The sequence below is a fragment of the Bacillus sp. AFS012607 genome, assembly GCF_002558005.1.
Lineage (GTDB): Bacteria > Bacillota > Bacilli > Bacillales > Bacillaceae_G > Bacillus_A > Bacillus_A thuringiensis_S.
This window is the reverse complement of record NZ_NTVM01000009.1, coordinates 84,751-97,466: the sequence shown is the minus strand read 5'-3', so window position 1 is coordinate 97,466 and position 12,716 is coordinate 84,751. Positions and strand designations below refer to the sequence as shown.

The following is a 12,716-nucleotide window of genomic DNA, read 5'->3' as shown; positions in this document are numbered from 1 at the left end:
TGTTCAATAAAATAAATCATGCTACAATGAAAACGAATTAAGGACCGGGGAGCCAATTGGCTGAGAGGATGTAAGTAAACATCGACCCTCAACCTGATCTGGATAATGCCAGCGTAGGGAGTTACTTAAAGTGATGTAGCATATGTTATTCTATAATAACTTGCATACAAGGCTTTCCTACGCAGTAGGAAAGCCTTTTCTTATTTTTGAAATTTAATTTTATAAGGGGGATTTTATTATGTCACAACAAGTTACAATGTCATTTTCAGTAGTACCACAAGCGAAAACGAAAGATGTATATTCTGTTGTCGATAAAGCAATTGAAGTTGTGCAACAATCGGGAGTTCGTTATGAAGTAGGGGCAATGGAAACAACTTTGGAAGGAGAATTAGATGTACTTCTTGATGTCGTTAAACGTGCACAACAAGCTTGCGTCGATGCTGGAGCAGAAGAAGTGATTACTTCTATTAAAATCCATTATCGTCCAAGCACTGGTGTAACGATAGATGAAAAGGTTTGGAAGTACCGTGATGAATATGCAAAACCAGAAGCAATCTAAACTTATTACAACTATTTGGCTTATCCTTCTCATTGCGATATGGGAAGGATCTGTTTCATTATTTAAAATCGAACCGTGGATTTTACCAAAGCCTTCTGCCATTGTTCAAGAATTAATTGGGATGAAAGATTTACTATTACCAAATACGATGCAAACACTGCAGGAAGTTATAATTGGACTATTCTTTGCAATTTTATTGGGGACGAGCATCGCAATTATTATGGACGTTATACCGTTATTTCGTATTTTAATAAATCCATTGCTCGTTATTTCGCAAACAATTCCAATTGTTGTACTTGCACCACTATTTATTATTTGGTTTGGATATGGGATGTTGCCGAAAGTAATGGTCGTAATACTCGTTTGTTTCTTCCCAATTGCGCTTAGTATTTTAGAAGGTTTTCAAACAGTAGATAAAAACATGTTGAAGCTGTTACAAACAATGAAGGCGACGAAATGGCAAGTTTACCAGAAAGTAAAATTTCCAGCAGTGCTTCCATACTTTTTCTCAGGCTTAAAAATTGCAGTTACATATAGCGTAATGGGGGCAATTATCGGAGAATGGCTCGGTGCAAGTGAAGGATTAGGCGTTATGCTTACGAGGGCTACAAAATCATTTTTGACTGCCCGAGTATTTGGTGTTGCAGCAATCATCGTTATGGTGACATTGTGCCTGTATTTTATCGTAGAGTTTATGGCAAGAATAACAGCACCATGGATATATAGAAAGGACGGCAGAAAATGAAAAAAGGTTTGAAAGTTATGTTAGCTGCCTTATTAGCGGTAGGTGTGGCTGGATGTAATCCGGCGAAGAAAGAAGAAAGTAAAAGTAAAGATCAAAAAGTAAAAGTAGTATTAGATTGGTTTCCAAATACGAATCATACTGGCTTATATGTAGCACAAACGAAAGATTATTACAAAAAGCAAGGATTAGATGTAGAAATTATTCAACCGGGTGACAATGTAACAGCAGAGCAAATGATAGCATCAGGAAAAGCTGACTTCGCAATAAGCGCACAAGAAAATGTAACGTTGGCTCGTGTGGAAGGGATTCCTGTTGTATCTGTCGGAGCGATTATTCAGCATAACACTTCAGCATTTGCATCACTTAAGAAAGGTAATATGACGTCACCGAAAGATTTTGAAGGTAAACGTTACGGCGGCTGGGGAGGACCAGCAGAAGAAGCGACATTAAAGACGATTATGGATAAGCATCAAGCTGATTTTAATAAAGTTGAAAAAATCATCTTAGGACAAACCGATTTCTTTAAATCAATCGGCCGTGATGCAGACTTTGAATGGATTTATTACGGATGGGATGGAATTGAAGCGAAGCGCCAAGGAAAAGAGTTAAATACGATTATGGTGAAAGACTTAGACCCAGCGCTTGATTTCTATAGTCCTGTTATTATTACGAGTGAAAAACATACGAAGCAAGATAAAGACTTTGTGAAAAAGTTTATGAGTGCAACAACAGAAGGTTATAATTTTGCAATTAAGGAACCGAAAGAAGCTGCTGATATTCTAATTAAAGCTGTTCCAGATGTAAATAAAGATTTAGTTCAAGAAAGCCAGAAATGGTTAAGTACGAAGTATCAAGATGATGCGAAAGCATGGGGTGTACAGAAGGAAGAAATTTGGACGAATTACATGAATTTCTTATATGACAACAAAGTTATTAAAAAGAAAATCGATGTAAAAGATGCTTTTACAAATGAATTCCTTCCAAGTGAAAAATGAGCGGATTACAAATAAAAAATATAGTGAAATCTTTCGACGGAAAGAATGTATTAGAGAATATTAGTGCCTCTATACAAGAGGGAGAGTTTGTTTCCTTTGTAGGACCGAGTGGTTGCGGGAAAAGCACATTATTAAACATGATTGCAAATGTTGAAAAACCAACAAGCGGGAACGTAACGTATAAAGATAAGCAAGTACAAGAGCAAGATGTTGTTAGTTATATGCCACAACAAGATTTATTACTACCGTGGCGATCAGCTTTGCAAAATATCGTTCTTCCGTTAGAAATTGAAGGAAAGCCGAAAAAACAAAGGCTGACAGAAGGAATGGAAGCATTAAAGCAGTTCGAACTAGATGAATATGCAGACCATTATCCAGATGAATTGTCTGGTGGTATGCGTCAAAGAATTAGTTTTCTGCGCACATATTTATGTGAAAAGCCAATTATGCTGCTTGATGAGCCTTTTGGAAAGTTAGATGCATTTACAAAAATGGAAGTACATAGCTGGCTTTTAAACTCTTGGCATCAAGAGAAGCAAACAATCGTTATGGTTACACATGACTTAGATGAGGCAATCTTGCTTTCAGATCGCGTATTTATTTTATCTCAAAGACCAGCGTCAATTGTTGGCGAGGTACAAGTGAAATTACCTAGACCGAGAACGATGGATATGTTAACATCACTCGAATTAAAAAAGGATAAAGAAGAGATTTTAAGTGTGTTAGCTCCTTATATGAAAAAATAGAAAAAGCCTTTTAACAGTTGTTAGTATAATTACTGTTAAGAGGCTTTTTTTAGAATATGAAAAGATGGAGAAGGAACAAAAGGGAAAATAGAGAATAGAATATAACAGAGTAGTTTATACTCTTAATATAACAAATGTTAAAGGAGTGAAAGGATAAAATGACTTTATCAACTGTTCTTCAAATGGTTTTAGCTTGATATGGGAGAAGTCTGCCCATTTTTTAAGATTAAGCTAAATTGAAGACAGCAGGTAAAGAACCTTAATCCTTTTTTACGATAATATGTAATGGGTAAGGTGTATTCACCTTACCCATTTTTATATGCATAATTAAATAAGGATTCATACTGTTGGTCTCTCTATTTAGCTTATGGACGATAAGTAAAGGAGAGAAAAAAATGAGTATATTAACAGTAGAAAATTTAAGTCATTCGTATGGTGAGAAAACCATCTTATATAATGCATGCTTTCGATTATTAAAGGGGGAGCATGTTGGGTTAGTAGGGAAAAATGGGATTGGAAAATCAACACTGCTAAGAATTTTAACAGGAGAACTTATACATGATGATGGGAACATTGAATGGTTTCCACATGTAAAGGTTGGATTTTTGCAGCAGCATATAGATTTACAAGAAGGAATAACAATTGCAGGATACTTGCAAAGTGCATTTTCTAACTTGTATGCGATTGAATATGAAATGTTAAAAATTGCAGAAGAGATGGCTGAAGCAGTAGAAGTAGAAAAATTGTTAGTAAGGTATGGAGAGTTACAAACTATATTGGAAAACTCTAATTTCTATCAAATTCATACAGAAATTGAAGAAGTGGCAATTGGTTTAGGGCTGTTTGAAATAGGATTGGAAAAGGATGTTTCAAAGTTAAGTGGAGGACAGCGGACAAAGTTATTACTAGGAAAGCTTCTTCTAGAAAAAGCTGATGTTTTATTGCTAGATGAACCAACGAACTATTTAGATACAGCACATATAGAATGGTTGCAATCGTACTTGAAACTGTACGAAAAAGCTTATATTATCATTTCGCATGATGAAGTATTTTTGAACAATATTACGAATGTCATTTACCATCTAGAAGAACGAAAAGTTAAGCGATATGTAGGGGATTATGAAAAGTTTTTACAAAGTTACCAAGTACAAAGGAAACAATTACAATCGGCGTATGTGAAACAACAAAAAGAAATTGCTCAGTTAGAAACATTTATTCAAAAAAATAAGATTCGAAAAGCAAAACAGGCAAAAAGTCGAGAGAAAGTATTGGAGAAAATGCAAAGGGTTGAAAAGGTTAATAATATACCTCGGTCCCGTTTTGCTTTTACTGTTTATAATGAACCAGTAAGTCGTATATTACAGGCTGAGAAACTAAGAGTGGGTTATAGTGAGCCGTTATTTCCAGGCTTGAATTTACAAGTGAAAAAAGGAGAAAAGATAGCTGTTGTTGGTCATAACGGTATTGGAAAAACGACAATGTTAAAGACGTTATTAGGTCAAATAAAGCCGCTAAGCGGTTCAATTTTTGTTGGGGAACGAGTAAATCCTGCTTATTTTGCACAGGAAGAGTTTGCTTCAGAAATAACACCGTTAGAGAAAGTTTGGGCAGAACGACCAGATATGACAAAGAAAGAAGTGCGCCAAGTATTAGCGAAGTGTGGATTGAAAGAAGAACACGTATTAAAACCTATTCGTTTATTAAGCGGTGGAGAGCAAACGAAAGTGCGTTTATGTGAACTTATCGTAACGAAAAGCAATGTTTTAATTTTAGACGAACCGACTAATCATTTGGATGTAGAAACTAAGATGGCTTTAAAAGAAGCGTTACAACAATATAAAGGAACGGTTTTAATTGTCTCACATGAACCTTCTTTCTATGAATCGTGGATAACAAAAGTATGGAATATAGAAGAGTGGAATGCTGAACAATATGAATAAAGAAAAGACATTAGCTTTTATGAGCTAATGTCTTTTCTTTGTGATTAACATGATTTTCGAGAACTCTTACATGAGAATTGTATGAAGAAGCACTCTTATGGTGCGCTTATAAGCGTGCTTTTTCTTTTGTTATATTTATAATAATACGAAAGCCTTTCCCTAACAGGTGACTATCTTTCTTTATATATATAGATAGTTCAAAGTGGAATGAAAATAATTCCTATATGTAAAGAATAATGTGGATATTATAGGAAGACAATAGAAATTAAAGGAAATTCATGTAAAATTCAAATTAACTTCATATCAACTTCATATTAGAAGTTAATTATAATAGGTTATTGTGATGCTTTTTATTTTTCATAAAATTAAAAGTTTGAATTTAGGAGGTATTGCTCAAACCTAAATTCAAACTTTAGTGAAATAATTAATGGATATTACGTCTAGTTTTCGCTAATGACGGCATTTAAAAGTTCGGCAGGATTACCCGTTCCTGCACCACCAATTGTAATTGATCCACCAGGAGGAATTTCGCCATTCCATCCTGCGTTCGTAATTACATAATGATTATTTGTTTTACTACTAATTTTAGAATCCCAAACTTGTGTTAAATTGCCGCTATAATCAAATTCTAATTTCCAATTTTTAATAGGAATCGTTCCGTTATTTTTAATTATAATCGAGAAGTTATAACCGCTTCCCCAATTCGAAGTGACTGAAAATGTAGCAGTGCCATTTCCATCAGGAGGTGTTGTATTAGCTTCATCCGTTTTGACAGTAAGAGCGGTAGGGTGTGATTTATTTCCAGAAGCATCTTTGGCAATTACTGAAAATGTGTATTCCGTATTAGGTTTTAAGTTTTTAATTGTAATGCTATTTGTTGTTGCACTCCATTTTTCTTCTCCGGCAGTAATTTCGTATTCAGTAACGCCTACGTTATCAGTGGATGCAGTCCAGCTTAATTGAACTGAGCTTGAAGTTTTATTCGTAACTATAATGTTTTTAACATTCGTTGGTGGCTCAGTATCTTTTTGGTTAATAGGTCCACCAAGTAATTCTTTTACTAGCGTATCAAGTAATTTTGGACCACTACAACTATATTTTGGACTTGTACGGCAATCTCCGCTTAGTTCCCAAAACATTGCTCCACTTAAACCTTTCGTCTTTATATAGTCTGTTTTATATTTCATAGATTCATTGTCATCGTAGCTAATAAATGTGCCTGTAGTTGCATTATATAAATAAGGTACTTTAGCTGTGTCATTCCAGTAGCGTACAAAACCATTTTTATTAACGTAATTGGCTGTTAAATCACCGTAATCATACACACCTGTGTCACCGGTAGAATAATCATCCCAAGTACCTTTAGAAGCAAGTTTCCCATCACTACCTGGTTTGCAAGGTTGATATTGTCCGTTATTTTCTTTTCCACAACTTTTCCAGCCACGTCCGTAAAAAGGTACGCCTAATACTAGTTTATCCACTGGAACACCTTCATTGGTATAAACGTCTATAGCACCATCTACGTAAAAATTCGTATTTGCTGCTGGGTCATTTGGATCCTTATATAGAGCTGCATTATGATTAGAAGTAGCTTCCCATCCACCGTGGAAATCATATGTCATAATATTAATCCAATCGAGTATTTGAGAAATTTTCTTTAGCTCTGTATGATCAGCGTAGCGTTGACTTGCACCTGACGCGATTGTTAGTAAATATTGTTTGCCATCTTCAGCACCTGCTTTATTCAAAGCATTTCGGACGTCTTGAAGAAGAAGAGTGAAATTTTGTTTATCTTCAGGACGATAACTACCACCAGGAATTGTTTCAACGCCCGGATATTCCCAGTCTAAATCTACGCCATCAAATCCATATGCGCGAAGAAAAGCTACTGTAGATTCGGCAAATACTTTTCTTGTCTTTTCATCAGCGGCCATATCAGAAAAGCGGTTAGACCAAGTCCAGCCACCAACGGAAATTATTGTTTTTAAATGAGGATATTTAGCTTTTAATCGTTTTAGTTCTCCGAAATTTCCGCAACGGGCATATTTATCGCAATCTTCCCAAGTTGTACCTGAGCCAGGATACGATTTGGTAACATCAGCCCATGGTTCACCGAGTACGAGAGTACCATTAGGAACCTCTTTATTTTGCAATGGTACACCAGATTCTTTACAGTTCCACGTTTGTTTATTTGGATTATCCGGATGGGTAGAAGGATTTCCATGTTTTCCATTCCAACAAATATCCGCGAAAGCATAGTTAAGGTGAGTAAGTTTTGATGCATCAATGTCAGCAACTTGATAATTACGTCCGTAAACGCCCCACGAAGGAAAGTACCCAACAATTTTTTGACTTTGCTTTGGTGAATCTGCTAATGCGAGATTTGGAGTAATAAAATTTGTGAGAAAAAGAGGTAAGAAAAGTAGTAGAGATAGTAATAGCAGTGTGAATTTTTGAGACCTCATAGCCATTTCTCCTTTCAAAATAAAAGATATATTTAAAGGCATACGCCAATAAATCAAAATGAATCTAGACGTATGAAACGTCTAGATAAAATGATCAGACATCACGAAGTCTATACAAGGGAGCTGGGGGTGATTAAATCGTAACAAATGTAAGATTTAGTGTAAACGCTTTATTAAGTTGAAAAAGACTTTCTCAATACAAAAAGGCTTGAATACAAACTATATATGAAAACGAAAGGTCGGTATGGGAGGAAATAGCTCATTATAAATAAATTTGAGAAAAAATTGTATGGAGCCAATTATTAAAGACGTAGAAAGATAAGGAAATATCATGTAAAATAATAGTAAAAATATGTAAAGGAGGGAATAGTGTGGATGTGTTTTTGAACATTGCTGAAGAAAAAATTCGCCAAGCAATACGGAATGGTGATCTTGATTATCTTCCGGGAAAAGGAAAACCACTACAATTAGAAGATTTTTCAATGGTACCTCCAGAACTTAGAATGAGTTATAAAATTTTAAAAAATGCGGGAATGATTCCACCAGAGATGGAACTACAAAAAGATATATTAAAAATAGAGGATCTAATTGCCTGCTGTTATGATGAAGAAGAGAGAAAGAAATTACGAGAAGAGTTAACAATAAAAACGTTACGTTTTCAGCAGGTAATGGAAAAGAGAAAGATTAAAGATAGTTCAGCTTTTCGTATGTATCAAGACAAAGTATTTCGTAAATTACGCTAAGAGGGATAAGATGACTACATTTAAAACGATAGAAGAAATAGCGACCTATATCGAAGAACAACAATTGGTACTTCTGTTTATTAAAACGGAAAATTGTGGTGTTTGTGATGTTATGCTAAGAAAAGTAAATTGCGTATTAGAGAATTATGATTACGTAGAGAAAATAGAGATATTACTACAAGACATGCAAGAGATTGCGGGGCGATATGCCGTATTTACAGGACCGACAATTTTATTATTTTATAATGGAAAAGAGATCCTTCGAGAATCGCGCTTCATTTCACTTGAAAATCTAGAGAGAACCATTCAATTATTCGAGGAATAAGGGAGGCTTTTATATGGAATTTATTATCGTCATACTATTATTTGTTGTAGTTGGAATAATCGTAACAGCAGTTCGATCGAACAAAAAGAAGGTAAATCTTACAAAACAAAATAACATTCATAATTCATCTAACAGCTCATCACCATTATTTTTCTTTGCTGGATCTGATAATGATAGCTCGCATGATGGCGGTTCACATGATTGTGGAGGGTCTTTTGGGGGAGATAGCGGGGGAAGCTGCGGTGGTGGTGATTGATGAAAATGCGCCTTATATAGGCGTATTTCTTTTTAAACAAACGTTTGATTAGTTGGCTTACATATGCATAAACACAGTTAAACAAACGTTTGATTAATATTTTTAACATACTAAGGGGAATGGAAATGAAAAGGGAACCGAGAGTGAAAAATAAGGGGAAAGTAGTGTTATTTTTATTAGCTGCGGGAGGCGTATTTCTTGTTAAATTAACATTTAAATTTGGAACAATACATATGATTCGAACTTGGTTTGAAAGTACATTTTCTTAAATAAGGAATATAGCCTCTTGCGATAGAGGTTTTTGATTTGTTATTATTAGACTGAACGGTCGGTTTAAAGAGGTGTGAATATGAGAAGAAGCGCAGAAGAGATAAAGAAAGAAATTGCATATAAAGCAGAAAGTCTATTTTCACAGAAGGGCTACGCTGCTACATCTATGGAAGAGATTTGTGAAATTACAGAGCGAAGTAAAGGAAGTATTTATTATCACTTTAAAAGTAAAGAAGAATTATTTTTATTTGTAGTGAAACAGCATACGTATGATTGGGTTGAAAAATGGAATGAAAAAGAGAAGTTGTATAGTACTAGTACTGAAAAACTATATGGTCTCGCGGAATATCATGTAGAGGACATACAGCAACCAATTTCAAATGCAATAGAGGAATTCTCTATGAGCCAAGTTGTAAGTAAAGAGATTCTGGATGAACTGTTAGCTTTAACTAGAGAATCATATGTTATGTTTGAGAAATTAATTGAAGCAGGTATACAGTCTGGAGAGTTCCGTGAAGATAATACTCGTGATCTTATGTATATTGTGAACGGATTATTATCAGGGCTTGGAGTACTTTACTACGAGTTAGATTATAAAGAGCTGAAACGTATTTATAAAAAGGCAATAGATGTATTGTTAAAAGGAATGGCAGCTGAATAATAAGTCAGTTGCTTTTCTTACAAAACAAATTAGACCGAACGGTCGGTTTATGGAAGGGGAATGAAAGTGAAAGCTTTATTTAAAAACCGAGCATTTATGCTCGTTATGGCATCTGATATTTTACAACAATTTGCAATTTGGATCAGAAATATGGCTCTTTTATATTTCATAATGGAGCGGACAAATAATGATCCAGTTTCAGTGTCTCTATTATCTGTCATGGAGTATGCACCTATCTTTATTTTCTCGTTCATTGGTGGTGCATTAGCAGATCGCTGGAATCCGAAAAGAACAATGGTCGCTGGAGATGTGTTGAGTGTACTGTCTATTATAGGAATTGTCCTGTTGTTAAAGCTGGATTATTGGCAGGCTATATTTTTTGCAACACTCATTTCCGCGATTGTAGGTCAGTTTTCTCAGCCCTCATCTTCGCGTATATTTAAGCGCTATGTAAAAGAAGAAGAGGTAGCAAATGCGATTGCATTTAACCAAACATTACAGTCATTATTTCTAATTTTTGGGCCAGTGGTAGGATCGCTTGTGTATACACAACTTGGTTTATTTACGTCACTATATAGCTTAATCATTTTATTTTTGTTATCTGCTATCGCCCTTTCATTTTTACCAAAATGGGTTGAAAAAGAGAAAGTGGCAAGAGATTCATTAAAAAATGATATAAAAGAAGGATGGAAATACGTTCTTCACACGAAAAATTTACGTATGATTACGATCACTTTTACTATTATGGGTTTAGCTGTTGGATTAACGAATCCATTAGAAGTATTCCTTGTAATTGAACGTTTAGGCATGGAAAAAGAAGCTGTTCAATATTTAGCAGCAGCTGATGGAATAGGTATGTTAATCGGTGGTATTGTTGCTGCAGTTTTCGCTTCAAAAGTGAATCCGAAAAAGATGTTCGTATTCGGTATGAGCATATTAGCGATGTCATTTTTAGTAGAAGGGCTATCTACATCATTTTGGATTACTAGTTTCATGAGATTTGGAACAGGTATTTGTTTAGCTTGTGTTAATATCGTTGTCGGTACGCTTATGATTCAACTTGTACCAGAAAATATGGTTGGAAGAGTAAACGGGACGATTTTACCACTGTTTATGGGGGCAATGCTAATTGGAACTTCACTAGCTGGAGGATTAAAGGAACTAACTTCACTAGTTATTGTGTTTTGTATAGCAATGGCACTTGTTTTATTAGCGATAGGGCCAGTTCTACGCATGCAAATAAAGAAAGAAGATGTCGTTAATAAAGAGAAACTAACAAATTCGTTAGCTTCGAAATAACTATTTTAAGGGAGCAAAATTGCTCCCTTTTTCTTTGAGGAACTTTTGACAACTATATGAGCCAATTATATACTGATGTTGTAAAAACGATTTTACAGGTTAGGAGCAATGGTGTGAAAAATCAAATCTATGAATTACGCACTGAAAATAATATTTCACAAGGCGCATTAGCTGATAAATGCAAGGTTTCTAGACAGACGATAAATGCAATTGAGAATAATAAATATGATCCAAGCTTAGCGTTAGCATTCCGTTTAGCTGAAGTATTAGGAACAACTGTTGATAAATTATTTTTGTACAAGCAGTAGAGTCGTTTATTATAAGGCGCACCGTTAAAAATAAAAAAGATCCTCTTCTCATGAGAAGAGGATCTTTTCTTATAGTGTTTTAGTCTTTGGACTAGTTGGTGTAACGGATGTATTATTTTCTGGAACTCTAGTTAATAAGAATCCACCGATAATAAACAGAACAATAATACTAAGAACACCAGCGTTTGTTTTTCCTGTTAATTGCGTTGTAACACCGACTAATACCGGGCCCATAATTGCGGCGAACTTACCAAAGATATTATAAAATCCGAAGAATTCATTAGCAGATTCTTTTGGTACTAGTTTTGCAAAGTATGAACGACTTAGTGCTTGAATACCACCTTGAGATGTAGCAACTAACATTGCTAAAATCCAAAAATCAAGTGTCGTTTTTAAGAAATAAGCATATATGCAAATGATGATATAAATAATGATACCGACATATAGCATTTTTTTACCTGTAAATGTTGCTGATAATTTTCCATATAATAAAGCAAATGGACAAGCGACAATTTGTGTTACAAATAATATGATTAATAGATTCGTTGCACTGATACCGAGATCTGTTCCGTAAGCGGTGGACATGGTAATAATTGTATCGACCCCATCAATATAGAAAAAGTAAGCGATTAGGAACATGAATACAGTTTTATATTCTTTAATATTTTTAAAAGTAGCAGCAAGGCGTTTGAAGCTCATTGTAATTGGTCTAGGGTGACGTTCAATATAGTGCTTTTGCTCTACGTTTTTTAGCATTGGAATCGTAAATAACCCCCACCAAAGAGCTGTTATCGCAAATGAAATTTGACTAGCAATACCAACAGATAAAGGGATAGTTCCTTTTTGAGAAAGAATAATAAGAGCGATACAACCGATGAAAGGAATAGTACTCCCAATATAGCCTAATGCGAAACCTCGCGTAGAAATTCGATCCATTCTATCTTCAGAAGTGACATCTACTAAAAATGCATCATAAAAAATGTTTGCTCCAGCAAAACCGACTAAGGCGAGCATATAGCATCCTAATAATAAGTACCACTGAGATGTTGGAACGACTGCTAACATACTTGTAAATACGATACCGAGTCCAAAGAAGAATGTGAAAAATCGTTTTTTAAATCCTTTATAATCAGCAACTGTGCCGAGAATAGGAGCAAGTATAGAAATTAAAAGTGTAGCGAACGAGTTTGCATATCCCCAATATGCTGTTGAAGTTGCCCCGGATAGTCCAGCTTCTTTTGCAGCTGCTTTAAAGTAAATTGGAAATAATGCAGTTGTAATGACGAGCGAATATACCGAGTTCGCCCAATCGTATAATATCCAGCTTTTTTCTTGTCTGGACATTTTTTTCATATAATGTTCCCCCTTAAATTTGTTTTACTAACAGTGTACAAAAATAAAAAT

The 12,716-nt window shown here is 34.9% G+C and carries 14 protein-coding genes and 1 riboswitch; of the genes, 12 read left to right on the top strand and 2 right to left on the bottom strand.

Annotated elements, in window-relative coordinates:
- Positions 1–35: 35 nt before the first annotated feature.
- Positions 36–137, top strand: a riboswitch (TPP riboswitch).
- 101 nt (positions 138–238) lie between these two features.
- From CN409_RS09720 to CN409_RS09700, 5 genes are all read left to right on the top strand, one after another.
- Positions 239–559, top strand: coding sequence for an MTH1187 family thiamine-binding protein (locus CN409_RS09720; RefSeq protein WP_000082906.1), 321 nt, complete (start codon positions 239–241; stop codon positions 557–559).
- Entirely contained in the window at positions 531–1,304 is a 774-nt protein-coding gene (locus tag CN409_RS09715) for an ABC transporter permease (RefSeq protein WP_001057166.1), read from the top strand. Before CN409_RS09720 ends, CN409_RS09715 begins: the two co-directional genes overlap by 29 nt.
- Entirely contained in the window at positions 1,301–2,299 is a 999-nt protein-coding gene (locus CN409_RS09710) for an ABC transporter substrate-binding protein (protein WP_086389653.1), read from the top strand. The genes CN409_RS09715 and CN409_RS09710 overlap by 4 nt, the downstream gene beginning before the upstream one ends.
- Complete coding sequence (locus CN409_RS09705) at positions 2,296–3,045, top strand: ABC transporter ATP-binding protein (RefSeq protein ID WP_000016083.1); 750 nt, start codon at positions 2,296–2,298, stop codon at positions 3,043–3,045. Before CN409_RS09710 ends, CN409_RS09705 begins: the two co-directional genes overlap by 4 nt.
- A 395-nt stretch (positions 3,046–3,440) precedes the next feature.
- Positions 3,441–4,985 (top strand): ABC-F family ATP-binding cassette domain-containing protein, encoded by a 1,545-nt coding sequence (locus CN409_RS09700; protein ID WP_000025946.1) that lies wholly within the window; start codon positions 3,441–3,443, stop codon positions 4,983–4,985.
- A gap of 440 nt (positions 4,986–5,425) precedes the next feature.
- Here the strand turns inward: CN409_RS09700 and CN409_RS09695 are convergent, their stop codons facing one another.
- Entirely contained in the window at positions 5,426–7,450 is a 2,025-nt protein-coding gene (locus CN409_RS09695; RefSeq protein WP_001257483.1) for a glycosyl hydrolase family 18 protein, read from the bottom strand.
- Between the two features lie 371 nt (positions 7,451–7,821).
- Between CN409_RS09695 and CN409_RS09685 the strand changes: the two genes are divergently transcribed.
- The 7 genes from CN409_RS09685 to CN409_RS09655 all read left to right on the top strand — a co-directional run bounded on the left by CN409_RS09685 (position 7,822) and on the right by CN409_RS09655 (position 11,312).
- Positions 7,822–8,193 carry a DnaJ family domain-containing protein gene (locus CN409_RS09685; protein WP_000382370.1) on the top strand — a complete coding sequence of 124 codons (372 nt, stop codon included), beginning with the start codon at positions 7,822–7,824 and terminating at the stop codon, positions 8,191–8,193.
- Positions 8,194–8,203: 10 nt separating this feature from the next.
- Entirely contained in the window at positions 8,204–8,518 is a 315-nt protein-coding gene (locus tag CN409_RS09680; RefSeq protein ID WP_000206513.1) for a thioredoxin family protein, read from the top strand.
- A 13-nt stretch (positions 8,519–8,531) separates the two neighbouring features.
- Positions 8,532–8,774: a hypothetical protein gene (locus CN409_RS09675; protein WP_000394363.1), complete on the top strand. Its 243-nt coding sequence runs from the start codon at positions 8,532–8,534 to the stop codon at positions 8,772–8,774.
- 125 nt (positions 8,775–8,899) lie between these two features.
- Complete coding sequence (locus CN409_RS09670) at positions 8,900–9,043, top strand: hypothetical protein (RefSeq protein ID WP_000817987.1); 144 nt, start codon at positions 8,900–8,902, stop codon at positions 9,041–9,043.
- A gap of 80 nt (positions 9,044–9,123) precedes the next feature.
- Positions 9,124–9,705: a TetR/AcrR family transcriptional regulator gene (locus CN409_RS09665; protein WP_001254448.1), complete on the top strand. Its 582-nt coding sequence runs from the start codon at positions 9,124–9,126 to the stop codon at positions 9,703–9,705.
- A gap of 66 nt (positions 9,706–9,771) precedes the next feature.
- Positions 9,772–11,004 (top strand): MFS transporter, encoded by a 1,233-nt coding sequence (locus CN409_RS09660; RefSeq protein WP_000645357.1) that lies wholly within the window; start codon positions 9,772–9,774, stop codon positions 11,002–11,004.
- Between the two features lie 56 nt (positions 11,005–11,060).
- Complete coding sequence (locus CN409_RS09655) at positions 11,061–11,312, top strand: helix-turn-helix transcriptional regulator (RefSeq protein ID WP_002023181.1); 252 nt, start codon at positions 11,061–11,063, stop codon at positions 11,310–11,312.
- A 69-nt stretch (positions 11,313–11,381) separates the two neighbouring features.
- On the opposite strand, the gene CN409_RS09650 is transcribed toward CN409_RS09655, so the two are convergent.
- Entirely contained in the window at positions 11,382–12,665 is a 1,284-nt protein-coding gene (locus CN409_RS09650) for an MFS transporter (RefSeq protein ID WP_000738826.1), read from the bottom strand.
- Positions 12,666–12,716 lie beyond the last annotated feature (51 nt).